Source organism: Selenomonas sp. WCT3 (assembly GCA_900100835.1).
Lineage (GTDB): Bacteria > Bacillota > Negativicutes > Selenomonadales > Selenomonadaceae > Selenomonas_A > Selenomonas_A ruminantium_E.
In genome coordinates this window covers 1-24,879 of sequence record FNCM01000005.1, presented here as the reverse complement: position 1 = coordinate 24,879, position 24,879 = coordinate 1, and the positions used below count along the sequence as shown (strand labels likewise).

Genomic DNA, 24,879 nt, shown 5'->3' with positions numbered 1-24,879 from the left:
GTGGTCAATTTTCTCCTATAATTCAGATTGTTTAATCGAGTAGTTTATTGTTTTATCGAAATGATTATAGCATGTTTGGAACGAATTAGTCTAATTTTGTGATATTATTTAGGATTATTTTGTCCTATAAGTTGCAAACGGACTGACTATCTCGGAAGGGGATGGGAACTTATAATAAAAGCATGAAGAAGACGCGTCAAAATTTTTATTTTGGAGAATCGGAAGGAGGAGTTTTAATGTCTGAGGATAAGGTCACGGGGAAAACAGAACTGCGGGGCCGTTTAAGTTATGCTCTTACGGATGGATGCGGGAACCTGCTATATTGTATAATCGGGTCTTTTTTGCTCTATTTCTATACGGATGTATTTGGCTTGTCCGTAGCGGTTACCGGTACGCTGCTGTTGGCAACCCGCTTGCTGGATGCCATTGATGCACCGTTATGGGGCTTTATCGTAGATCATACGAAAACCAAGTACGGCCAGAGCAGACCATACTTTCTATGGCTGTGCGTGCCCTTTGCCGTGTTTATGTGGCTGACCTTTACCACGCCAGATTTAAGCGGTACGGCAAAGGTGGCTTATGCAGCGGTTACTTATATTGCGGCGGGTGTTATCTACACAGGGATACAGACGGCGATTACCTCTATCTTGCCGAATCTGTCCCATAACTCGGAGGAACGAGTGGTTCTCAACACCTTTCGCATGGTGGGGGGCAATGTTGGGGCGTTTATCTGCATGACCTTCACCCTGCCTTTGGTGGCTTACTTTGGCGGTGGCAATGACCAGCTGGGCTTTTCCATGACACTGGCATTTTTCGGCGTGATTGCCGCGGTGCTCTTATTTGTAGCTTTCCGAAATCTGCGAGAAGTGAATGTGGAGAAAATCAAACGGATTCCCATCAAGGATAGCATCCGGGCGATTAAGGGAAACTGGCCATGGATGATTCTCGTGGCCGCGAATCTGATTTTCTGGATTGCCCTTACAATCCGCCAGTCGACGGTGGTTTACTATTGCCAGTATGTGCTGGGAGACAAGGGCATTGCTGCCATGATCAATGGCTTTATGGTGATACAGGTATTGGGGATGCTGTCCATACCTTTCCTTGTTCGCCATACCAGCAAGCATACAACCATGATTATCGGGTTCGTGCTTGCCATTCTGGGGCATATCGGCATGTACTTTGCTGGCGCTGATTTATCCGTACTGGTTCCCTTCTGGTGCATCAGCTGCATTGGCCAGGGGATTGCCTGCTCCATGCCCTTTGCGATGCTTTCCGATACAGTTGATTATGGTGAGTGGAAGACTGGCATAAGAGCCAGCGGCTTCCTTACCGCTATCGGCAGTGCCTTTTGTATAAAAGCTGGTTCGGGCATAGGTGGTTTCATTCCGGCGATGGTGATGGATGCCTTTGGCTATGTTCCCAATGCGGTTCAGTCAGCAACGGCACTTATGGGGATTCAGGTGGTATTTATCTGGCTGCCGGCGATTATCTTTGCCGTAGGCATTATCCCCATGCTGTTCTACAGCCACTATGAAGCAAAGGAGGAAGAGGTCTTGAACGCCCTCGCACAGTCATGATGAAACATTCAGCAGCAGTAAATCATAGGATTATGGATAACAGCAGCCAGGTAAAGGTAACGGATAAGTTTTGGCTGAACTATATGGAGCTGATCCGCACTGAGATGCTGCCATACCAGTGGCGGGTACTCAATGACCAGGAAGATATCGAGATCGCCAAGGAACGCGATGCGGATTATATTCCTTCGGAAAAAAGCCACGCCATCGAGAATTTCAAAATCGCGGCAGGGCGCAGCCAGGGAAAACACTATGGTATGGTCTTTCAGGACAGTGATGTGTATAAATGGCTGGAAGCTGTGGCCTATACACTGGCCAGGGTGCCGGAAGACAAAGTGCTCCGAAAAGCCGCCGACAGCGTGGTGGAATTGATCGCTGCAGCCCAGGAAGAGGATGGATATCTGGGCACCTACTTTACCACAGAGGCCCCTGCGCGTAAGTTTAAGCGCCTCTACCAGAGCCATGAACTCTATTGTGCCGGACACTTTATCGAAGCCGCCGTGGCCTATCATAAGGCAACGGGAAATCAGCTGGTGCTGGATACTGCCTGCCGTCTGGCCGATTGCCTGGATAGGCACTTTGGGCCGGAAAAGGATAAGATTCATGGGTATGATGGTCATGAGGAAATCGAGCTGGCATTGTTCCGCCTATACGAAACGGTGGGCAATAAGCGGTATCTGGAGCTGGGGAAGTATTTCCTTTATCAGCGGGGCAAAGATCCGGACTTCTTCCGTAAACAATGCCAGGCGGATAAAGACAAGTCCGTGCTTATCGAAGGCATGGAAGGATTCAAGGACAGCTACTATCAGAACCACAAACCGGTTTTGGAGCAGGAGACGGCAGAAGGCCATGCAGTAAGGGTTATGTATATGTGCACAGGGATGGCCATGCTGGCACGGTTGAAAAATGATGAAAAAATGCGTCAGGCAGCCCAGAGGCTCTGGAAGAATATCACCGAAAAACGGATGTACATAACGGGGGCTATTGGCTCGACGGTTATTGGTGAGGCCTTCACGGCAGACTACGACTTGCCAAACGATTCCATGTATGGGGAAACCTGTGCCTCGGTGGGGCTGATGTTCTTTGCGCATAACTTGCTGAAGGATGAGGCTGGCCATGGGGATTATGCCGATGTTATGGAACGCGCACTGTACAATACGGTGCTATCCGGTATGGCTCTGGATGGCAGGCATTTCTTCTACGTGAATCCCTTGGAGGTTGTCCCGGAATTAAGCCGTAAAGACCCCGGCAAGAGTCATATCAAGACGACACGGCAAGCATGGTTTGGCTGTGCCTGCTGCCCGCCAAACCTGGCCCGCCTGATCAGTTCGCTCGATGAGTATATCTATACAGTCGGTGATGATACCGTCTATGTGGATTTGTATGTTGGTTCTGAAGCAGAGATTTCCCTGGGCGATAAAACGGTGAAACTATCCATGAGAAGCCAGTTCCCCTGGGATGGCAACGTGGAGCTGGCCACCAAAGCGGATGGCCGATACGGGATAGCCCTGAGGATTCCCTCCTGGGCAAAGACTTATAAGATTGCCGTAAATGGCAGTGCAATAAAAGAAGAAAAGCAAAATGGCTATGTAACAGTGCGCAGGAACTGGCATAAGGATGACAAGATTACTTTGGAAGTTCCCATGGAGGCCACCCTTTATCAGGCAGCACCGGAAGTGCGGGAAGACATTGGACGGCTGGCTGTACAAAGAGGGCCGCTGGTATACTGCGCCGAATCCATTGACAATGGAGAAGGGCTGGAACGCATCCGGCTTATGGATGGCATGGAGTTTATCTATGAATACAGCGACAAACTCTTCAAGGGGGCAGGTATACTTCGTACGGATGCGGTGAGGGAAGCAAAGGGCAACCAGCTTTATAGCCTTTATGGCAAACCACGTTCCCTCCATCGGCAGGAACTCAAACTGATTCCCTATTACTGTTGGGGAAATCGGGGAGAAAATGAAATGATGGTATGGCTATACCACAAATGATTTATAATCCAAAAGCAAAAGGGGCAGCTGCAGCTGTCCCTTTTGCTTTTGGGCATAGCTTGCGGATGATGGGAGGGCTTAGAATGAGCAGGATAGTGGTTTTGGTGGGCAGCAACCGAAAGGGAGGCAATACGGATTTACTGGCAAAGGCATTTGCCGATGGTGCCAGTGACCGTCATGAATGTCGGGGATTTCAGGCAATGTAGAAAGAAATAACGGACAGAGGTATAATATCCGTAGGTATAAATGAATCGGTAAAATGAGGTGAGAGAAATTCGTACGGTAATTTACTATTATTCGGCAACCGGCAACTCCTTGTATGTAGCCCGGGAATTACAGCAGGCTATTAATGGTGTTGAGATACGTTCCATTGCCCAAGACATACAGGAGGATAAGCCGGAGGCCAAGGCAGATTGTGTAGGTTTTGTATTTCCGATGCATTACTTCGGTCTGCCATTGCAGGTGGAGGAGTTTTTGCATAAGCTTACGATTCTAGAATCTCCGTACATTTTTGCCATCGCTACCTGTGGTGTGCCTTATTGGGGAAGGCCTTTTGTGGATGCGGCAAAGATATTGCAGGAAAAGAATCAGCAGCTGCAGGCTGCCTGGTATGTGCGGTTGGTGTCCAATTATATTCCCTGGCGTGATATTGCAGCTGATTGGCAGATAGCGGTGAGAGCGTGGCTGGCAGAGCGGAAGCTGAAGAAAATCGCCAGTGCCATCGGAAACCGGGAACAGCATGAGACCTGGCAGCTGCTCAGGAAATTCTGTGCAGGTTATCATGATAAGTGGAAGGCAAGACAGCAGGAAATTGCAGAAAATTTTCTGTGCGATAAGGAAGTGTGTACGTCCTGCGGGCTTTGCGAGCGGATTTGCCCCAAGGGAAATATCCTGCGCCCTCAGGGACAGCCTATTTGGCAGCAGGATTGTGTGGAGTGCTTGGGCTGTTTGCATATCTGTCCTACCGAGGCTATCAATTATGGTGAGCAGACAAAGGGGCGCAAGCGGTACAGGCATCAGCTGGTGAAACCGGCGGATTTGCTTCAACGATGATAGGGGAGATGGCAGGATTACAGTTGTATCGGAGCTTTATCCGTTTTATAATGAGAGTAGTTCTAGATAAGGAGGGTTTCTTTTATGTCAAATGTAGAAAAGGTGAACGAATTCCTAGATAAGGCTAAGACCTTCTATTTTCTGACTACGGATGGAACGCAGCCGAAGGGCCGGCCGTTTGGCTTCCATATGCTGGTGGATGGCAAGCTATACTTTGGTTGTGGCACCTTTAAGAATGTCTATAAGCAGTTGGTTGCCAATCCGAAGGTAGAGGTATTGGCGCTGGCTGGGGATGAATTCCTGCGCTACGATGGCCAGGCTAAGGTGGTTAAGGATGATGCCCTGCTGGCCAAGGTGCGGGAGATTATGCCGCAGATCATGGATATATATGATAAGAATGGTTGGGAGATGGGGCTCTTTTACCTGGAAAAGGGCCATGCCGAGATTCGCGGGATGTTAGACCTGATAGAGGAATTTCCTGTTTGATTTTGTAAAAGAAACCGCTATGACACAGCACAAAGCGTGTGGGTCATGGCGGTTTCTTTTTTTATTGCAATTGAGAATAATTCGCGTTATAATAAAGAGGTAGTTGAGAATGTATATCAACAAAATAAAAGAGGTGGTAGCATTTGGCCAAAGAAGATTTTGAACAGGTGATGGGAATGCACGCTGCGCCCATGCTTTGGGGAGTTAAGGCTGCGAATATGGTTTCGTTCCGCAAGAGCAGCTTTGATGATTTTGATGCGTTGCTGGCGTCGTATGAGCCCTGTTTCCGCTGCAAAGGGATTTCGGTATTCCGGGTATCGGAAGGAGAGGAATACGTATTGCTGTTATTTTATCGCCAGGAGGCGATGTGGCGTACGCTTCATCAGCCTAAAGCCATGGAACTTTTAGAGCGGTTTGGATATCGGCGCGAGGATACGCTGGATGAATTGCTTGAACGCTTGAAAATTCGGATGCAGGTTCGTAAGACCTTCCCCCATGAGGTAGGACTGTTCCTGGGCTATCCGCCAGATGATGTGGCCGGGTTCATTGAGAACAAAGGCCAAAACTACGCCTTTAGCGGCTATTGGAAAGTCTATGCAAATGAGGACAGGACCAGAGCGTTGTTTGACCTCTATACGGATTGTTCCCAGAATTTCTGCATGGAACTGGAAAAGGGCCGCCGGTTTGAAGAATTGGTTCGCGCAGTATAAGAAGCAACGATTAGAAAGAGGGATAACAATGAAAAAAATGGCAATTATCTATTGGTCGGGAACTGGCAACACCCAGGCGATGGCAGAGGCTATTGCCGAAGGGGCGAAAGCTGGCGGTGATTCGGTAGAACTCTTTGAGGTGGAGCAGTTCGATAAGAAAACGCTGGAACAGTATGATGGCCTGCTCTTCGGCTGCCCGGCCATGGGCGATGAGGTGTTAGAAGAGGGGACCTATGAGCCCTTTTTCACGGAGGTGGAAAAGGGCCTTAAGGATAGGCCGGTGGCTTTGTTTGGTTCCTATGGCTGGGGCGGTGGTGCCTGGATGAAGGATTGGGAGGAGCGCGTCCGAAACGACGGGGCAAAACTCTTTGCCGATGGGCTGGCAATCGAGAATACGCCGGATGATGAAGGCGTAGCTGCCTGCCAGCAGCTGGGCAAGGATTTTGCTGCTTCTCTTTAAACGATAGCAAGAAAGAGGCTTAGTGAGCCCGTGGTAAATCCACCGGCTCACTAAGCCTCTTTGTTTTATAGGTATTTTAACAGCCAGGAAATCGTGAAGAAGATAATCAGCACGGAAGTGAACATTTCAATGGATTGGCGGCTGCGGTCCTGTTCGTAATGCTTTTCGAAATCTTCGACTGCCTTGAGGTAGCAGTTCATGGTCAGAACAGAAAGCTCATTGATGTTTTTTCGTGGCGTATCCTTGGTTTTCCACTGCTGGATATCGTTTTGTTCCACCAGGCGGAAAAGGCCGATAAAACGGAGTTTTTCCCGGCGGTAGGAACTGCGAAGTTCAAAGGCGTTTAGGGCGACCAGACCGAAGTTTATCCAGGTGGCGGCCGTAAAACCGACCTGGAGCAGGTCGATAAAAGTCACGGACAGGATGAAGAGATGCAAGAGCCAGATATGGCGCAGCGCAACGCGCAAAAAAAGCAGTTTTGGCATATGGCAGGGCTCTCCTGGCCATAAGATATAAACGGAACGAAACATAGAAACACTCCTTTACATACTATCTGTATTATACCGCGATAGCGTAAAGTTTGCCAAGGCAAAATGTGTTAAAGCTGTGTTTGCGGTTCGTGGTTCCCTTCGTCGGAAGGGGGAGCATCCTGGATGCTTTCGGCCGTGCCCTGTTCTTTTTTCAGCATGGCGTTATCTTGCATACGTACGAAGGGGTAATAGACGATGGTCGACATGACGATCGTGGCCAGCTGTACGACAGCACCCTGCCAGCCGTTTAAGAGGAAACCAGCGATGATGGGCGGAGCGGTCCAGGGAACCTGTACGGCACTGAACGGAGCCATAAAGCCAATGACAATGGAAACATAAGTCATGACCAGGGCAATCAGCGGCACCAGCACGAAGGGAATCAAGAGGTAGGGGTTAAAGACAATGGGCAGGCCAAAGATGATAGGTTCGTTGATGTTGAAGAATCCCGGGACGGTTGCAAGTTTTGTCAGGGATTTGAGTTGGGAGGATTTGGCAGAAAGCCAGCTGGCAATCAGCAGGCCAAAGGTTAGGCCGCAGCCGCCGGTCTTAACCATGAAGTCCACCTGGCAGGTGATGATTTTTGCATCGGGATTGCCGGCCAGCTGCATGCCCATGTCAAGAATGTGCTGGTTGTCCAGAGAGTTGGCGATGAGAATTGGGTTTACTACGCCGCCGACGAGGCTTGGCCCATGGATGCCAGCCCAGAACAGGATGCTTTCTAGGGCTTCGATAATCGAACCGCCCACCAGCGTATCGGAAAGGCCCTGCAACGGCGTTTGGATGATTTTGAAGATGAGTTCCGGTAGGGTGGTAGCCCCAAGGTAATGGCAGATGCCGTAGAGAATGGAAGCCCCCGTGAAGAGTACCATGCCTGGCGTCAGGGCTTCAAAGGCTTTGGCAACGCCACCTGGGACAGCATCCGGCATCTTGATGCCGATGTGATGCTTTTCGCAGTAGCAGAAAATCCAGGAAGCGGCAAAGCTTACGAGAATAGCCGTGATGACGCCATTGCTGCCAGCCCAGGCCTTCGGAATGATATCGGCAACGGTGTCACCGCCTTTGGTAACAAGGGAAGGGGGCAAAAGAATCAAGAAGGTGGAAAGGGAGAGGATGGAGGCCATGATAGCGTCGCAGCCTTCGGATTCCACGTATTTGTAGGTAACTGCCGGTACTACAATTAGAGCGAGTACACTGAAGGTACCACCGGCCACGGCGTTGAGGGGAGCTGTCCAATCCGGGCCAAAGAGACTGGCCATAAATTCTGGATAGCCGGGAATCGGCAGGTTGGCCAGCAGCAGGAATACTGAGCCGCAGACCGTAAAGGGGGTGGTCATGATGAAGCCGTCGCGCAGGGCAACTACGGCGCGAATTTCGGCGAAGCGGCCCATGAAATCGACGAACTGGTCAAATAATTCTTGTTTCGTCATGTTAATCCTCTCTTTCCAGGTTGATGGAGAAATAATTACTTGATGTGTCTTACTGTAGCATGATTTTTCTTATTGCTTCAACGGATTAGCGCTAGGTTGAGACGATGTTTTACGAAAAGCAATAAAAAAGACGAAACAATTGTAACAATGCTTCGCCTTTTTGTAAGAAACAGGAATCAATCCCGGAACTTAATCGTTGCTGAGGTCTTCACCGTTGGTGGCGATTACCTTTTGGTACCAGTGGAAGGATTTTTTGCGGAACCGTTTCAGGGTGCCGCGGCCTTCGTTGTCCTTGTCGACGTAGATGAAGCCATAGCGTTTTTCCATCTCCCCGGTGCCGGCTGACACGAGGTCGATGGGGCCCCAGGGGCAGTAGCCCCAGAGGTCGACGCCATCTTCATCGATGGCTTTTTTCATTTCCTCGATATGGGCTTTAAAATAGGCAATGCGGGCATCATCCTGGATTTCACCATTTGCGTCAGGCTCCTCGTGGAGGCCAATGCCGTTTTCGACAATCATCAGCGGCAGCTCATAGCGTTCCTGCAAAGTGTTTAGCATAATGCGCAGTCCCGTGGGGTCAATGGGCCAGCCCCAATCGGATTTTTGGAGATAGGGGTTGTCGATGCCCGTGGAGAAGCCGCCCTGCAACTCTTTAAACCGGCTGCGGTCACCGGAGGTGGCGGAGCTCATGTAGTAGCTGAAGGCAAAGTAATCTACCGTACCCTGCTGCAGGGTTTCTAAGTCGCCTTCTTCAATTTCCACGTTGTAGCCCTTGTTTTCCCAGAGCTTTAAGATATAGGAAGGATAGTGGCCGCGGGCCTGGACATCGCCGAAGAAATAGCTCTTGTCCATTTCCTTGATGGCTGCCAGCTGGTCAGTGGGGTTGCAGGTTTCCGGATAGCAGGGCCCCATGGCCAGCATGCAGCCAATCTGGAAATCCGGATTGATGATGTGTCCCTCGATGACAGCTTTTGCTGAAGCGACAAACTGATGATGGGCAACCTGATAGAGAACCGCGTATTTATCCTCGTCCTCCTGATATAGTACCCCCGAATTTGTAAAGGCCATGAACGGGACGTTGACCTCGCGCTGGTTGTTGATTTCGTTGAAGGTCATCCAGAATTTGACTTTATCCTTGTAGCGCTTGAAGCAGGTTACCGCAAAGCGGACGAAGAAGTCCACCAGTTTGCGGTTGCGCCAGCCGCCGTATTCCTTGACCAGGTGATAGGGCATTTCAAAGTGGGAGAGGGTGACGACTGGTTCCATGCCATTTTTGTGCATTTCGTCAAAGAGGTCGTCGTAGAATTTGAGGCCTGCTTCGTTTGGCTCCAATTCATCGCCATTGGGAAAAATCCGCGTCCAGGCAATGCTGGTGCGGAAGCATTTGAAGCCCATTTCGCCGAGCATGGCCAAATCTTCTTTATAGGTATGATAGAAGTCAATGCCTTCGTGGTTCGGGTAGTTTTTGCCCGGAATGACACCATCGGTGATTTCACGCGGTACGCCGTGGCGTCCTGCGGTCATAACATCGGCAACGCTGATGCCTTTGCCGCCTTCCTGCCAACCACCTTCGAGCTGATGCGCGGCAACGGCGCCGCCCCATAAAAATCCTTTTGGGAAACCCATACTATTACCTCGCTTATTTCTTTGCTATTTTTTGTTCCAGGGATTCAATGCGTTTGTAAGCATCCATGAATTCCAAGGCGATGGTTTTAAAGCCTTCGGCACTCATGAGCTGGTCCTCTGCATGAAGGATCAGCAGGGACAGGGTGCTGCCGGGGCCGTCTTGTGCTTCCTGCGTAAGCAGATTGGCATGGGCGTCATGTCCTTCCACGAACATTTCGTCACCTTCTGCAATCAGCGACTCGGCCTTGACAAAATTTCCCTGTTTGGCTTCCTGGATTGCCTCGATGTAGCAGCTGCGAGCCGAGCCCACCGAGGAGATAATCTGAAATGCTGTGAGTTCAAGTCCTTCCATTGGCTCTACCTCACGCCATAAGGCTCTTGGCATAGTTCAGCACACCGGCGCCGTCCATGCGGCCATACATGCGCATGTCGATGGCGTCCACCGGAATGCCCGGGCAGAGTTCAGCAATTTTATTTTTCTGGAAGCGGACCTGGGGCCCGAGAAGGATGACATCGGCATCGGCTGCTTTGGCATTGGCCTCAGAAGTCGGGTAGGCAGCAATGGAGCATTCATAGGATTCGGCGGCAGCCGCTTCCTGCATTTTTTTGACTAGCATGCTAGTGGACATTCCCGCAGCACAAAGCAATACAATCTTTTTCATGATAATCTTCCTTTCCAAAGTGGATTCCTTTTCAAGACAAGTTCACTATAACATAGCGTTTGTTATCGTTTCAATACGTTTGGGGCATCTTGGTAGTTTGTTTTGAATTATTGCAATAAAAAAGTGAAACACTTGAAACAGCGTTTCACTTTCGTAGTAGTTTAACGGAAATAGGTATTGGCGGCGGTACTGAGGCCCAGCAGCAGACAAAAAACCATGATGCCGCCGGCAAAGTAGGCCGCGCAGATTTTGAATTTGCCCTCGGCGTAGTAACCCTTGATGTTGGTCCAGACCACATCGGCTGTGACCATGAGCACAATAAAGGAGATGATATGAACAATGTTGCGAAGAATATCCATGAATGTAAACTCCTATCAATAGAGATGATAGACTTTCCAAGGAATCTGGTCGACGCGGATGGTCTTTAGAAAGTCTACGATATCTTTTCGTCCGTAGTAATGCGGGGTGCCGTTATTATCCTGACTCATGAGGATGATGGGCATGTTGGGGAAGAACTGTGAAAGTTCCTGGCGTGTCTTGATGAGACGGGTGGTGTACATGGTTACCGATTGTTTGACCGCAATGACGGCAAAGGTGACGCCTTGCTCAATGATGACAGCACCATGAATATTCATAGAATCCTCCTTTCTGACAAGTCAAATTGACCGGTCAGATTGACTTGTCAATTCGTTACTTTTATTTTAACAAAGGGGAAAAACAGCATCAAGAGAAAAAATGTTCGACAAAAGTATTGCAAGAATAAATGTTCTATGCTAAGATAAGAACATGAATTTGACAAAACTATGTTCGAAGAAAACATGTTTTACATATTTTCGCTTGGGAGGTTTACTGTAATGAAGAAAAAACTTTTGTCGATTGCCGTTGCTGTTTTGCTGTTCGCTGTCGTTTCCCCGTTTAATCTGACGAACGAATACCTTCGTGCCAGTGACTTTGATACGGTGACCGTTAAGCAGAACGATAGCGTTTGGAATCTGGCCCGGCGTTATACCACGGATGAAGCCCGGGCTATGGACTTGCAGCAGGCCATAATCGAAGTAAATGGCCTGGCCCCGGACGGCAGCAACCTGCGGGTAGGACAGCAGATTCAGGTGCCGGTCGTCAAAAAAACAACGGGAACGCAGATGGCGGAAAAATAATCGGCAAATCCCTTGACAGGAGCGGGGAAGGCTCCTATAATAGGGAACATCAAATATCAAAGCAAAGACGAAGACACGACGGCAGACCGGCGTCTCTAAGAGAAGGATGCATTTGGTGCGAGCATCCCGGGATAGCATCTGCGGCCACCACTTCGGAGCTGTTTGGCTGAAGCCTTCGGGTGTGTAAGCGGAACCGGAGACTTTTCCGTTATCAAAGACTAAGTGGCTTTCCGATAGTTAGGAGAGCAATTTGGGTGGAACCACGATGCGTTAGCTTCGTCCCTATTTCGGGACGGAGCTTTTTTATTTTAAGGAGGGTTTATCATGTTGAAGATTACGCTCAAAGACGGCGCAGTCCGCGAAGTCGAGGAAGGCAAGAGCATTCTCGAGTTCGTCAAAGAAGTAAGCAACAGCCTGGCTAAGAAAGTCCTGGCTGCGAAAGTAGATGGTGAGACGAAAGACCTCACGACGGTCCTGACGAAGGACTGCCAGGTAGATTTCCTGACCTTTGAAGAGGCCGATGGCCGCTGGGCACTGCGCCACACGGCATCCCATATCCTGGCACAGGCGGTAAAACGCCTTTACAAAGACCAGAACGTCAAGCTGGCTATCGGCCCGGCTATCGACAATGGTTTCTACTACGATATCGATATGGACAAACAGCTCGGCGAAGCTGATCTCAAGGATATCGAGAAAGAAATGAAGAAGATCGTCAAAGAGAACCTCAAGCTCGAGCGCAAGGAAGTCAGCCGTGCCGATGCCCTCAAGATGTTCGAGGAGATGGGCGAGAGCTACAAGGTTGAGCTCATCAACGACCTGCCGGAAGATGCGCTGATCACGCTCTACACCCAGGGCGAGTTCACGGACCTCTGCGCTGGCCCCCATGTCGTATCCACGGGCAAGGTCAAGGCTCTGAAGCTCCAGAGCGTTGCTGGTGCTTACTGGCGCGGCAGCGAGAAGAACAAGATGCTCCAGCGTATCTACGGTACGGCCTTCGAGAAGCAGGCTGACCTGGATGAATACCTGCACATGCTCGAAGAGGCAGCCAAGCGCGACCACCGCAAGCTCGGCAAGGAACTCGACCTCTTCAGCCTGCATGAGGAAGGCCCGGGCTTCCCGTTCTTCCATCCGAATGGCATGGTTGTCCGCAACGAACTCATCAACTATTGGCGCGAAGTTCATCGCCGCTATGGCTATCAGGAAATCAAGACGCCGATGATCATGAACCGCAAGCTCTGGGAGACTTCCGGTCACTGGGATCATTACAAAGAGAACATGTACTTCACGAAAATCGACGATGAAGACTATGCCGTAAAACCGATGAACTGCCCGGGCGGCATGCTGGTCTACAAATCCCACCAGCACAGCTACCGTGACCTGCCGCTGCGTCTCGGCGAGCTCGGCATCGTTCATCGCCATGAGCTTTCCGGTGCGCTCCACGGCCTGTTCCGCGTTCGCAACTTCACGCAGGACGATGCGCATCTCTTCATCACGCCGAACCAGATCGAGGGGGAAATCCAGCATACGATTGACCTGTTCGATGAGGTTTACAGCACGTTCGGCCTCACGTATACGGCGGAGCTCTCCACGCGTCCGGATGACAGTATGGGCTCCGATGAAATTTGGGAGAGTGCAACGGAAGCCCTGCGCAACGCCCTCGAGCATCGTGGCCTCAAGTACATCGTCAACGAAGGCGACGGCGCTTTCTACGGCCCGAAAATCGACTTCCATCTGCGGGACTCCATCGGCCGTACGTGGCAGTGCGGCACGATTCAGCTCGACATGCTGATGCCGGAGAAATTCGACCTCACGTATGTGGGCGAGGACGGCGAGAAACATCGTCCGGTCATGCTGCATCGCGTTGTCTATGGCTCCATCGAGCGCTTTATCGGCATCCTCATCGAGAACTATGCCGGTGCCTTCCCGACGTGGCTGGCTCCGGTACAGGTCCGCATCCTGCCGATTACGGAGAAACATGCTGACTACGCTTACGAGCTCAAGAAGAAAATGTTTGACCTCGGCCTGCGCGTAGAGGTGGACGACCGTAATGAGAAGGTCGGCTACAAGATCCGTGAGAGCCAGGTCAAGAAAACGCCGTACACGCTGGTTGTCGGCGACCAGGAAGTCGCCGATAAGACGGCAGCAGTCCGCAAACGCGGTGTACAGGAAAGCACGACGATGAAGATTGATGACTTCATTGCCTATGTACAGGAAAAAATCGCCAGCAAGAGCGAAGAATTTTAATTGATTCGGTAAGAGTATGACCGGTCAAATTGACAGTTATTGACATGTCAATTTGACCGGTCATTTTTGTGCGGGAACACTTCGTTGTTGCGATTGATAAGGGCTGTGGTAGAATTAACGTAGAGAAAGCGAAACGGAGGGATTGGCATGAAGAAAGTAAGGATAACGATAGTACGGAAAGCCTGTTATCACGATTTGATCGAACAATACGAAAATCCCATCGAGCATGCCTGTGATATGGAGGAAGGTGATGTGTATATCGCCAACGACTGGCAGCGGCCAGAGGGCATGTGCGAAAGCGCTTGGGAATCCATGTCTCCCTTTGTCATGGGGCTGGCCCATGGTGCGGAGGACTTTTACGATGGCTGGATGAAAAATCCCCGTTCGGCTATGATTTCCTGCAACGATGGTTTTCGTCCTGTAAGCTTCCTGCTGGAAACTCTGGATGAGGATGCAGAGCCATGATTGTAAGTGCCAGCCGCCGGACGGATATTCCGGCCTTTTATTTCGACTGGTTTTGCCGGCGATTGGAGGAAGGCTACGCGGATGTGGAGACGAACCTGCACGAGCTTTTTACGGAGGAAATGCAGGCTTTGGCAAAGGGCCTTGTCAGGATAGCCCAGGGCAGCGGCGTAACGCTGCAGACCTGCTCCGAGGCGGTTGACTTGGAGGAGTATGGCATCATCCATGGTGCCTGCATCGACGGCGCACTTATTGAACGCATCACCGGCAGGCCCGTTAAGGCCGGCAAAGCCAAGAGCCAGCGCCCGCTCTGCAACTGCGTGGAAAGCTTTGACATCGGCCAGTACGATACCTGCATCCACGGCTGCCGCTACTGCTACGCCAACACCAGCATGGAAAAGGCCCAACAGGGCTTTGCGATACATACGCATGAAGCAACGCTGCTGGGGGGGAAATTGGTGGGGGATGAGAAGATTACTTTCCATGAGTAATATAACCCACCACGCGGTTGCGGCCATTTTCCTTAGCCATATAAAGGGCTTCGTCCGCCCGTTTCACAAAGGAATTCATATCATCGCCCTCCATGATGCTGGTGACGCCCAAACTCATCGTCACGTGCCGCACCACCGCATAGCAGTTGGCTTCCACCTGCAGGCGCAGCTTTTCCGCAAACTCATTGGCTTTTTCCAAGTCCGTATCTGGAAGTAAATATAGAAATTCCTCTCCGCCCCAGCGCCCGAAAACGTGCTGGGGCTGTAAATTATCCTTGATTAAATCCACAGTGGCCCGCAAGACCATATCCCCCACGTCATGGCCATAGGTATCGTTGACGTGCTTAAAATGGTCGATATCCATAAAAATCAGGGAAATCGGCGTGTGGTCATCTGCGCTGAGCTCTATCGCCTCTGTGATTTTGTGCTCCAGCTCCCAGCGGTTATAAATCCGCGTAAGGCGGTCGGTATAAGCAATCTTCCCCAATTCCTTGTTGAGCTGGTCCAGCTCCAGCGATGTTTTCTCAAGAAAATGCAAAATCCTGTCCACAAAGGGAATCACTTCGTTTTCCTGTTCCTCCGGGCTGTCATTTTCTTCTGTGACCTTTATGCAGGAACGAATCTCGTCCGGAGAAGTTGCGTCTTCTGTGAGACCCACGGCCACCAAAGCACTGTTTAAGACACCGCCGCCGGTGGGGGAAAAGAACAGTTCGGCATATCCCACCGCCACGGATAACTCCGGGGAAACCTCCCGAAATTTGTCCGGCTCGTGCCTTGCTTGGTCTTTGAGAAAGCGAACCCGGTTTCCGCATTCAAATAAGAAAATAGCTTCCGGTTTGAATTTTTTCAGGTTCTGAACCGATTGGTCAATGATGTTGAACAGGTTGGCCGGATTCCCATAGGAAAGCCGGAATCTTGCGCCTTTTTCCACACCGGAAGTAAAGTAGATGGAACCATCATCATCACAGGCAAAGGGGACACGGGCAAGGCTGCAGTCATCTTGAGAAAAAATCAGGGGAAATTCACATACATTATGGACAAAATACTTGTTTGGCTTGACATTCAGGTATTTGGAATAAACCTCCGTTGCCGGCTTGTGGTCAATCTCGGTGATGATGTTGTCGCCTTCCGTTTTGGTCACCAGCATTTCCAGGCCGATTTCTTTGAAGCCCAGGCAATTATCCATATAAAGATGCAAATCTTCTCCAGCAAAGACAATGGCAACAATGCCATTTGCATGGGTACTTTTGCCATATACCAGCGCCGTATTCAAGGCCCTTATGCTGCGCCCTGCCTTGGCACCGAAGAGGGGCAGCTTATGGTGGCTGAACTCGTTGATAAAGGCATCGATGACGGCACTGCCGCAGGAATAGCAGACGAGCATACATCTGGCATCATAGATATCCTCCAGTTTATTGTTAAGGATGCGCCCCGCCACGAACCCGGTTTCATGGTTCATATCAAAGTCAAAGGCCAGAACCCTTGTGGTGCGAAAATAGGTGACATTCAGCTCGATGGGCTCATCCTTGATATCAAATTCCTGATCTGCGATATTGGCGCAGGTAAGCCCGACGAGACAGGCTTTTTCACAGGCATCATGAAGGTACGTGATTATTTCCTCATCAGCAGCGTCAATCTTGGGATTGTAGAGCTGGAAAAGAACACCGGATGCATTTCTATAAGCATTGCTGGCCGTTATCTCGGTGGCAATGCCCGTTAGTTCATCAAATGTATGAAACACATATTTTTTCTGAAGCATAGGTTTTCGCTCCTTTGTCGGGCGTATATGTCATGTGTCGATAGTATTCTAATTCAACATGGTGGTTTTTAGTACCTGCATATACGACATACAATTTTGCAAAATTAGAATAGGCGCCTGCTTTTCGATTATGAGCTGTAAGGTGTTATATTACGCTGAACTATGATAAAATAATAAGTGCTGGAAAAACAGCAAAAATTGGAGTTGGCCATTTCGATATGGCCGACTCTTTATATGCGTGGATTGCCTATATCGTGAGTAAATGGATAGGATGAAGGGCAAGGGATAGATTTTATGAACATTAGAGATTTAATTGGAGAAGCAACGGAATATGATAAAAAACAGTCTTTGGAAGTGAAGAAGCCAAAGTGCTGGTTGAAAAGCATTAGTGCATTTGCTAATACCTTTGGCGGTAAGCTGATTTTTGGTATTCGTGATGATGATACGATAATTGGGCTGGAAAATGCCAGGGCAGATGCGGAAATAATCAGTGAGACGATTAAGAATCGCATGAATCCCATTCCAAAATTCAAATTGTCGTTTGAAGCCGTGGAAGGTAAAGAACTGATAATTGTTGAAGTTATGACCGGTGAGGAGACACCGTATTATTACTCTGGCGAAGGGCAACTTGTTGCCTTCGTGCGTTTGGGAAATGAGAGTGTACCTGCAAATCCCATGCAGCTGCGTGAGTTGGTGATTCGGGGAAGTGGGCAGAGTTATGACAGTCTGCCTTCCCGGTTCAAGTTTGAAGATATGGCCTTTACGAAACTGCGCTCCGTATATAAGCAGAGAACGGGAAAATCTTTTGAGGAAACAGATTTTGAATCCTTTGGCTTGGTTGATTACAATGGCAAACTGACTAATGCCGGCGCTTTGCTGGCTGATGAATCACCCGTAAGGCATTCGCGGGTATTCTGTACCAGATGGAATGGATTATCCAAAGCATCTGGTTTGATCGATGCCATCGATGATGAGGAGTATTCAGGTGGATTGATTTCCCTTTATCAAGATGCGCTGAGTTTTATCATGCGCCATAACAGGAAAGCATGGCGGAAAACACCTACTCATAGGATTGAATATCCGGACTATCCTAAGCGTGCTGTGATGGAGGGATTGGTCAATGCCTTGATTCACCGCGACTATCTGATAGTGGGCAGTGAAGTCCATATTGATATCTTTGATGACCGTCTGGAGATTTATTCTCCCGGTGGAATGGTAGATGGCTCGTCGTTAGAAGGCCGCGACCTACGGCATATATCGTCCCAGCGCAGGAATCCAGTTCTGGCTGATGTGTTTAGCAGGTTGCAACTAATGGAGCGCAGAGGCAGCGGCTTCAAGAAAATACTGGAAGACTACGATTTCCAAGAGCATACGACAGCAGATTTGATGCCGAAATTTATGGCAGAACATAGAGATTTTTTGCTGACGTTGTATAATTTGAATTACGGTGAGGGGCAGAATAACAGCGATAATGTTGCAAATGACGGTGAAGTGGCGGTGAATGACGGTGAAATGGCGGTGATTGGCGGTAATATACAGGAGAAGATTATTGAAGCCATAAAAGCTGACAATACCATCTCTGCAACACAATTAGCAGAATTACTAGGCGTTTCCAAGCGGACAACAGAAAGAAATATTAAAGCGCTGCGGGAGAAGGGGCTCCTTATTAGGTATGGTGCTGCTCGTGGAGGATATTGGGAAATTACAGAATAATACATGTTTATGATGGAAAAATAAGAATTGTAAAGAGAAAATGTATGATATCTATGGGAAAGGAATGGAATAAGTGAGTGCGAATGTTAATGATATGACGGAAGATGAGATTATATCCCAAAAGAGTAATAACTATGGCGGATATATTTCAAAAATAATTTTTAATAACGGGACTGAACTAGAAGTAGAAGAAAATGATATAGTTATTTTCGTTGGCCCTAATAATGCAGGCAAAAGTCAATCGTTAAAAGATATTTATGAATTATGTGATGCAAAGAAAAATACTGTTGTTGTTAATGATATAGAAATCTCTATACAAAATGGGGATGTAAAAGAATTATTAGAGTCCGTTTCTAAAGTGAGTGATTGTGGACTATCTAAAAATTATTCTGGCTTTGGATTCAACGTTAACACATATTCAATACCAGATTTCAGCTCGGAGAAGCATTTTGGGTCTGTTAGACCATTGTTTGTAGCATACTTGGATACTTTACAAAGATTAGTAATTAGCAATCCTGCCCCATTAACTAATCGTCATGAAATAAAAACCAGCCCTATACATTATGCGGCATTTAACCACGAATATAGAAAGTGGTTAAGTGATAATTTTAAACAGGCTTTTGATAGAGAATTAATTCCGTATACGTTAAATGGTGGTAATATCCCATTGTGTATAGGTGAAGCTGTGAATTTAAGTGGGGATTATCTTGATGAGCAAGAACGTCAAGAAGCTTATGCGGCTGTATTGGATACGTATAAGCAAGTGCAAAATCAAGGAGATGGTATAAAGAGCTTTACAGGGATATTGTTATATTTGATGATAGATTACTATCGTACTTTTTTGATTGATGAACCAGAGTCTTTTTTACATCCGCCGCAGGCTAATATTATGGGAAAAATAATTGGAAAGACATTGCGGCACAATCAACAAGCATTTATATCAACGCATAGTGAAGAGTTAATTAAAGGTCTATTGGATGTATGCCCGGAAAGAGTGAAAATTGTCAGAATAACGAGAATGGAAGATTCTAATTCTTTTTCTATACTGGATAATGATACTTTTTCTAGTGTTTGGAATGACCCTTTATTGAAATATTCTAATATTATGAAAAGCTTATTTCATAGAGAGGTAGTATTGTGTGAAAGTGATTCTGATTGTAAAATGTATTCAATAATCGATGATTATGTTAAGCGATTAGAAGGACGCTATTCGGAGACATTGTTTATTCATTGTGGAGGTAAACAACGAATGGCGAAGATTGCAAAGGCACTTCGCTCACTTGATGTTTCTGTAAAACTAGTCCCTGATATAGATGTTTTAAATGATGAAAAAGTATTTAAGGGGATTATAGAAGCTTTTGATATGGAGTGGGATTATATAGAACCTCTATATAATGTGGTAGTTTCTAATGTTAGTAGTTCTATAAAAGGTGTTAAATTATGTGATTTTGAGTCCTGTATCGATAAGGTTCTCAAGGAATCAAAGGGAGATTACTTATCGAAGAGTGATATTAGAAAAATTCAGGAAGCTATTAGAGTACCTTCGAAATGGAATGAGATAAAAAGAGGAGGAATTTCAGCATTGCCAGGAGGGGATGCGACAGAAAGATTTAAAAAGATGAATAAAAAATTAAAGGAGAAAGGAATATTTATTGTTCCGGTTGGAGAGCTTGAATGTTTTATAAAAGAAGTTGGTGGACATGGTCCTGAATGGGCTAATAGTGTTCTTGAGAAATATCCAGACTTACATGATGAAGTTTATAATAATATTAAAGAGTTTATAAAAGAAGTTTGTGTGTAGTCGGTCTTTGGAAATAAAATAAAAAAATAGTGATTGAAGAGGGATATATGTCATCACAGGAATTGAATCAGGCGCTTTGGAGTGCCGCTAATGTTATGCGCAGTACGATGAGTGCGGATGAGTATAAGGATTATTTGCTGGGGTTGATTTTCTATAAGTATCTGTCTGACCGTCAGCTTTATGCTGTGGTTGACCTGTTGGAGGATCGGAAGCCGGAGAGCTTGGATGAGGCGCAGCAGCTTTATGAGGAAGCGCGGCAGAGTGAGGATTGGGAGGATTTGAAGGCGGAGCTGGAGGAAAATTACAGCTTTGCTATTGAGCCGCAGTATACTTTTACGGCTTTATATAATGAAATCAACAACAAGACCTTTACCACCGACCATCTGCGTCAGGCGATGCGTGATGTGGAGCAGGGCGGCGAGGCCATCCGTGGGCAGAAGCTTTATGAGGATTTATTCGAGGACTTTGATATTGACTCCAAGAGTCTGGGCACTACGCCAGCCAAGCGCAATGCGATGCTTTCGGATGTGATGAAGGAGCTCGCACATATTGACTTCACCCAGTATGGCGCGGATGCCTTGGGGGATGCTTACGAATATCTGATTGGCCAGTTTGCCGCCGGTTCCGGGAAAAAGGCCGGCGAGTTCTATACCCCGCAGGCTGTTTCGGAGCTTATCACGCGTATTGTAACCAAAGGCAAGGAGGGGGAGCCTGCTTTTTCCATTTATGATCCGTGCATGGGGTCTGGTTCTTTGCTGTTGCATGCCCGCAGTTATATCAACGAGGACTGCCGCAATGGCATCCAGTTCTTCGGGCAGGAAATCTCCCATACCACCTACAACTTGGCCCGCATGAATATGATTCTGCATAATGTGCCGTTCCAGTATCAGCATTTCCGTAATGGCGATACCTTGGGGGCTGACTGGCCGACGGAGGAGCCGACGAACTATGACGGAGTATGTATGAATCCTCCCTATAGCCAGCATTGGAGTGCGGCGGCAGGCTTTTTGACTGACCCGCGGTTCCAGCGGTATGAGAAGCTCGCGCCGAAGTCCAAGGCGGATTTTGCCTTCTTGCTTCATGGCTTTTATCATCTGAAGGAAAACGGCACCATGGGTATTATCTTGCCTCATGGTGTATTGTTCCGCGGGGCGGCGGAAGGGACAATACGCAAGCATTTGCTGGAAGATGGCAATATTTACGCCGTTATCGGCCTGCCTGCTGGGATTTTCTTCAGCACGGGCATACCGACCTGCATTATCGTGCTGAAAAAAGACCATGTGAGCCGTGATGTGCTCTTTATTGACGCGTCAAAGGAGTTTCGCAAGGAAAAGGCGCAGAACTTCATGGATGCGGAGCACATTGACAAAATTATGGCGGCTTATAATGAGCGCAAGGATGTGGACAAGTTTGCCCATCTGGCTACCTATGAAGAAATCAAGGAAAATGATTATAACCTCAATATCCCGCGCTATGTGGATACCAGCGAGCCAGAGCCCGAAGTCGACCTCAAGGCGGTGTGTGCCGAAATGCGGGCGCTTGATGCAGACATTCAGCAGGCGACGAGGGATCTTTTTGACCTGTCAACGAATTTGACTTGTCAAGATAGTGAGACCCAAGACGCTCTGGCCGAGTTCCTTAACGTGCTGCAGGAGGAAACGCCAAATGGGTGACACGGAAAATAAAGATCCGTTTGCCAGCTATTATAAGTCTGGGGAGCCGGATAAGGTTGCCAAAGCCTATGCATGGCAAACGGCCATTGGGTTGCAGAAGGTGGATAACCTGCAAACCTCAGACTATCTGCTGGCAACGGCGCAGGATAATATCGAAGGACGTATCAGCATAGGTGAGGCTCAAGAACTTATCGACAGCTATTATAAACAAGACCGGGCCCAAAGCGCACCAGAGCGCACCGAGGAAGCCGATAAGGTTGCGGCGAGGATTACAGAAATTCTGGCCGAGGATTCCTTTGTGTTCTCCCCAGCGCAATATCTTGCGATTCATAAACGGCTGTTTACAGGAATATTTTCCCATGCAGGAATAATCCGTGATTATAATATTACGAAAAAAGAATGGGTGTTGAACGGTGCATCGGTCACCTACGGTGGAGCCTTGGAACTGAATGCTACGCTGGATTACGATTTCCGCATGGAAGAGGATTTTCGCTATGAGGGCTTAGGAATGAGCGAAATCGTAAGGCATCTGGCGAAGTTTGTCGCGCGCCTTTGGCAGATTCATGTATTTGGTGAGGGAAACACGCGCACAACGGCGGTGTTCTTTATCAAATATTTGCGCAGTCTTGGGTTCGATGCTACGAATGATATATTTGCCGCGCATTCCTGGTATTTTCGCAATGCCTTGGTTCGCGCCAATTATAACAACTTGCAGAAGGGCATCCATGAGACCACGGAATATCTCGAGCAGTTTTTGCGCAATCTCTTGCTGGGCGAGGCCAATGTGCTGAAAAATCGCTATTTGCATGTGGATTGGCAGGCAGAAACAGCACATTCATTGAAAAAACAGCACATTGAACAGCACATTGAGTCGAATAACAGCCTATTGGTGTTGCTGAAAACAGTTAAAGGAACTGAGAGGACGAAAAATAATATTGTTGCCTTGTATGAAGCTTTTGGCAGGGAAAAGATTTTTAGCCGTAGCGATGTGCTGTCAGTTTTGTCAATCACAGAACGTCCCGCCACAACATTATTAAAAAAGATGTTGGAAGCAAAGTTGATTGAGAGTGTGTATGGTTTGGGAAAAGGAAAATATCGCTTTGTGGTCAAGGAGGGATGAGAATGGCGAAAGTACCGAATATACGGTTTCAAGGATATACGGACGATTGGGAACAGCGGAAGTTGGGTGATTTGGGGACTATACAAACCTGCAAGCGTGTATTCAAGGAGCAAACCAGTGAGGTTGGGGAGATACCTTTTTACAAGAACGGAACCATTGGCTTGCAGGCTGATGCATATATCTCTAGGGAACTGTTCGAGGAGTTTAGGGCAGCGTATCCTTATCCTGAAGTTGGGGATATTCTTATTTCGGCGGTTGGCAGCGTTGGAAGAACCGCTGAATATACTGGCGAAGACGAGTATTTTCAGGATTCCAATGTTGTGTGGCTCCATACTGACGGCAGGGTGGCCAAGAAGTATCTGAAAGCCTACTACCAGGTCATTGACTGGCTCATTGAAGGCTCTACGGTTAAGCACCTGTATAACGACAACATACTGAACAGCAAGATAAATATGCCTGCTGACCTGTCAGAGCAACGCAGGATAGGGGAATTTGTAGAGCAGATGGATAACCTTATCACCCTTCATCAGCGTAAGTGTGATGAACTGAAAAAAGTAAAGAAGTATATGCTTCAAAAAATGTTTCCGAAAAAAGGAGAAAAAGTTCCAGAGATTCGCTTTGCTGGATTTACTGGCGATTGGGAACAGCATAAGCTGGGAGATGTCGGTTCTGCAAGGTCGGGGGTTGGTTTTCCTGACGCAGAACAAGGCGGTACAAGCGGAATTCCTTTTTTCAAAGTTTCGGATATGAATATAGATGGTAATGAGAATGAACTTGTAAAAGCGAATAATTATGTTAACAAAGAACAAATTGAACGGAAAAGATGGAATGTAATTGACCAAGTACCAGCTATTTTCTTTGCTAAAGTTGGGGCGGCTGTTATGCTTAACCGTAAGCGATTAGTAAAGACGCCGTTTTTACTTGACAATAATACAATGGCATATATTTTTACTAAGAATACATGGGATTATGATTTTGGGAAAACATTGTTTGAAACATTAGATTTAGCAAAGTTAACACAAGTTGGTGCGTTGCCTTCTTATAACTCTTCTGATGTTGAAAATATTTCTATTATGTTGCCTACGTTGAAGGAACAGGAGCGAATTGGTACATATTTTTCCAATCTCGATAGTCTTATCGCCCTTCACCAGCGTAAGTGTGACACCCTTAAAGAAATCAAGAAATATATGTTGCAAAATATGTTTCCAAAGAAATAAAGGCATTGGGGGGGAATTGGTATGAATGAAATCGAGAAGGTATCGCAGGATATTTACGGCGAAATCCGACAAAGTATAATTCATGTACAGCATAAGGTACAGCAGACAGTAAATGCTGGCATGGTGCAGATATATTGGGAGATTGGTCAGCAGTTGGATAAGGCCTGTGATGGCCAGCATGCAGAGTACGGAAAAGGAGTTTTGCAACAAGTTTCCGCTAAGCTGACGGCTGAATTTGGCAAAGGTTATTCTTATGCCAATTTGCGGAATATGCGGCAGTTTTATCGGTGCTTTCCAAATCGCTACGCACTGCGTAGCAATTTGAGCTGGACGCATTATCGTATGCTAATGCGGGTAGTGGATTCTAAGGCTAGGGCGTTTTGATGCAGAAGACTTATAAAAAATAGAAGAGCGTTTCGATGTTGTAGTTATCGTGACATCGAAACGCTCTTTGTGTTATAATATCCGTGGTGCTATCACACAGGAAGCGGTTAGCCCTCTGCGGAGGGACTGTGACCCTCCGATTACATAGAAATCCCTTTCGGGAAATATGATATGCTCCCCTTATGAGAGACAGTAAAAAATAAAACTGTCATCATAGGGGGAGTTTTTCATGCCTCATAAGCAAAAAGCAACAGCAGAAGAGAAAACCAGAGTTACCCAGAAATGCCTCTCAGGTAGAATGACACGTAGTGAAGCAGCAGCATTATTACAAGTAGA

At 47.7% G+C, this 24,879-nt stretch carries 25 protein-coding genes; 17 read left to right on the top strand and 8 right to left on the bottom strand.

From position 1 onward, the window contains the following. The first annotated feature begins 236 nt into the window (after positions 1–236). From BLQ36_RS05795 to BLQ36_RS05765, 7 genes are all read left to right on the top strand, one after another. A complete protein-coding gene (locus BLQ36_RS05795; protein WP_143558687.1) occupies positions 237–1,577 on the top strand; it encodes an MFS transporter in 1,341 nt (446 codons plus the stop codon). Between the two features lie 32 nt (positions 1,578–1,609). Continuing rightward, positions 1,610–3,568, top strand: a complete 1,959-nt coding sequence (locus BLQ36_RS05790; protein ID WP_318260917.1) for a beta-L-arabinofuranosidase domain-containing protein — start codon at positions 1,610–1,612, stop codon at positions 3,566–3,568. Positions 3,569–3,651: 83 nt separating this feature from the next. After that, positions 3,652–3,774, top strand: a complete 123-nt coding sequence (locus BLQ36_RS05785) for an NAD(P)H-dependent oxidoreductase (protein ID WP_218970067.1) — start codon at positions 3,652–3,654, stop codon at positions 3,772–3,774. 58 nt (positions 3,775–3,832) lie between these two features. Then, positions 3,833–4,621, top strand: a complete 789-nt coding sequence (locus BLQ36_RS05780) for an EFR1 family ferrodoxin (RefSeq protein ID WP_074514555.1) — start codon at positions 3,833–3,835, stop codon at positions 4,619–4,621. A gap of 84 nt (positions 4,622–4,705) precedes the next feature. After that, positions 4,706–5,107, top strand: coding sequence for a pyridoxamine 5'-phosphate oxidase family protein (locus BLQ36_RS05775; protein WP_074514554.1), 402 nt, complete (start codon positions 4,706–4,708; stop codon positions 5,105–5,107). 170 nt (positions 5,108–5,277) lie between these two features. Further along, the gene (locus BLQ36_RS05770; protein WP_074514812.1) at positions 5,278–5,817 is read left to right on the top strand and encodes a DUF3793 family protein; all 540 of its coding nucleotides are present in this window, start codon (positions 5,278–5,280) and stop codon (positions 5,815–5,817) included. A gap of 28 nt (positions 5,818–5,845) precedes the next feature. After that, positions 5,846–6,277, top strand: a complete 432-nt coding sequence (locus BLQ36_RS05765; RefSeq protein WP_074514552.1) for a flavodoxin — start codon at positions 5,846–5,848, stop codon at positions 6,275–6,277. A 65-nt stretch (positions 6,278–6,342) separates the two neighbouring features. On the opposite strand, the gene BLQ36_RS05760 is transcribed toward BLQ36_RS05765, so the two are convergent. The 7 genes from BLQ36_RS05760 to BLQ36_RS05730 form a co-directional block, all read right to left on the bottom strand. After that, positions 6,343–6,762, bottom strand: a complete 420-nt coding sequence (locus tag BLQ36_RS05760) for a hypothetical protein (protein ID WP_074514550.1) — start codon at positions 6,760–6,762, stop codon at positions 6,343–6,345. A 113-nt stretch (positions 6,763–6,875) separates the two neighbouring features. Then, positions 6,876–8,234, bottom strand: a complete 1,359-nt coding sequence (locus tag BLQ36_RS05755) for a PTS sugar transporter subunit IIC (protein WP_074514548.1) — start codon at positions 8,232–8,234, stop codon at positions 6,876–6,878. Positions 8,235–8,423: 189 nt separating this feature from the next. Then, entirely contained in the window at positions 8,424–9,860 is a 1,437-nt protein-coding gene (locus tag BLQ36_RS05750) for a 6-phospho-beta-glucosidase (protein WP_074514547.1), read from the bottom strand. Positions 9,861–9,873: 13 nt separating this feature from the next. After that, a complete protein-coding gene (locus BLQ36_RS05745; protein WP_074514545.1) occupies positions 9,874–10,212 on the bottom strand; it encodes a PTS lactose/cellobiose transporter subunit IIA in 339 nt (112 codons plus the stop codon). Positions 10,213–10,222: 10 nt separating this feature from the next. Beyond that, the gene (locus BLQ36_RS05740) at positions 10,223–10,522 is read right to left on the bottom strand and encodes a PTS sugar transporter subunit IIB (RefSeq protein ID WP_074514544.1); all 300 of its coding nucleotides are present in this window, start codon (positions 10,520–10,522) and stop codon (positions 10,223–10,225) included. A 161-nt stretch (positions 10,523–10,683) separates the two neighbouring features. After that, positions 10,684–10,881: a hypothetical protein gene (locus BLQ36_RS05735; RefSeq protein WP_074514543.1), complete on the bottom strand. Its 198-nt coding sequence runs from the start codon at positions 10,879–10,881 to the stop codon at positions 10,684–10,686. Positions 10,882–10,896: 15 nt separating this feature from the next. Then, positions 10,897–11,157, bottom strand: a complete 261-nt coding sequence (locus BLQ36_RS05730) for a hypothetical protein (RefSeq protein WP_033171075.1) — start codon at positions 11,155–11,157, stop codon at positions 10,897–10,899. Between the two features lie 219 nt (positions 11,158–11,376). On the opposite strand from BLQ36_RS05730, the gene BLQ36_RS05725 reads away from it, so the two are divergent. The 4 genes from BLQ36_RS05725 to BLQ36_RS05710 all read left to right on the top strand — a co-directional run bounded on the left by BLQ36_RS05725 (position 11,377) and on the right by BLQ36_RS05710 (position 14,876). Continuing rightward, positions 11,377–11,679 (top strand): LysM peptidoglycan-binding domain-containing protein, encoded by a 303-nt coding sequence (locus BLQ36_RS05725; protein ID WP_074514541.1) that lies wholly within the window; start codon positions 11,377–11,379, stop codon positions 11,677–11,679. 324 nt (positions 11,680–12,003) lie between these two features. After that, positions 12,004–13,923, top strand: a complete 1,920-nt coding sequence (thrS, locus tag BLQ36_RS05720; protein ID WP_074514539.1) for a threonine--tRNA ligase — start codon at positions 12,004–12,006, stop codon at positions 13,921–13,923. A 147-nt stretch (positions 13,924–14,070) separates the two neighbouring features. Then, positions 14,071–14,388 (top strand): TIGR04076 family protein, encoded by a 318-nt coding sequence (locus BLQ36_RS05715; RefSeq protein WP_074514538.1) that lies wholly within the window; start codon positions 14,071–14,073, stop codon positions 14,386–14,388. After that, complete coding sequence (locus tag BLQ36_RS05710) at positions 14,385–14,876, top strand: DUF1848 family protein (protein WP_074514536.1); 492 nt, start codon at positions 14,385–14,387, stop codon at positions 14,874–14,876. Before BLQ36_RS05715 ends, BLQ36_RS05710 begins: the two co-directional genes overlap by 4 nt. On the opposite strand, the gene BLQ36_RS05705 is transcribed toward BLQ36_RS05710, so the two are convergent. Then, on the bottom strand, positions 14,860–16,635 hold the full coding sequence (locus BLQ36_RS05705; RefSeq protein ID WP_074514534.1) for a diguanylate cyclase: 1,776 nt from the start codon (positions 16,633–16,635) through the stop codon (positions 14,860–14,862). The genes BLQ36_RS05710 and BLQ36_RS05705 overlap by 17 nt on opposite strands. Before the next feature lie 294 nt (positions 16,636–16,929). Between BLQ36_RS05705 and BLQ36_RS05700 the strand changes: the two genes are divergently transcribed. The 6 genes from BLQ36_RS05700 to BLQ36_RS05675 all read left to right on the top strand — a co-directional run bounded on the left by BLQ36_RS05700 (position 16,930) and on the right by BLQ36_RS05675 (position 24,543). Further along, a complete protein-coding gene (locus tag BLQ36_RS05700) occupies positions 16,930–18,348 on the top strand; it encodes a helix-turn-helix domain-containing protein (protein WP_074514533.1) in 1,419 nt (472 codons plus the stop codon). A gap of 73 nt (positions 18,349–18,421) precedes the next feature. Further along, a complete protein-coding gene (locus BLQ36_RS05695) occupies positions 18,422–20,149 on the top strand; it encodes an ATP-dependent nuclease (RefSeq protein ID WP_218970066.1) in 1,728 nt (575 codons plus the stop codon). A gap of 47 nt (positions 20,150–20,196) precedes the next feature. Next, complete coding sequence (locus tag BLQ36_RS05690; protein WP_074514531.1) at positions 20,197–21,822, top strand: type I restriction-modification system subunit M; 1,626 nt, start codon at positions 20,197–20,199, stop codon at positions 21,820–21,822. After that, positions 21,815–22,942 carry a Fic family protein gene (locus tag BLQ36_RS05685; RefSeq protein ID WP_074514530.1) on the top strand — a complete coding sequence of 376 codons (1,128 nt, stop codon included), beginning with the start codon at positions 21,815–21,817 and terminating at the stop codon, positions 22,940–22,942. The genes BLQ36_RS05690 and BLQ36_RS05685 overlap by 8 nt, the downstream gene beginning before the upstream one ends. A gap of 2 nt (positions 22,943–22,944) precedes the next feature. Next, a complete protein-coding gene (locus tag BLQ36_RS05680) occupies positions 22,945–24,159 on the top strand; it encodes a restriction endonuclease subunit S (RefSeq protein ID WP_143558685.1) in 1,215 nt (404 codons plus the stop codon). 21 nt (positions 24,160–24,180) lie between these two features. After that, positions 24,181–24,543, top strand: a complete 363-nt coding sequence (locus BLQ36_RS05675; protein WP_318260916.1) for a DUF1016 N-terminal domain-containing protein — start codon at positions 24,181–24,183, stop codon at positions 24,541–24,543. The last annotated feature ends 336 nt before the right edge of the window (positions 24,544–24,879 follow it).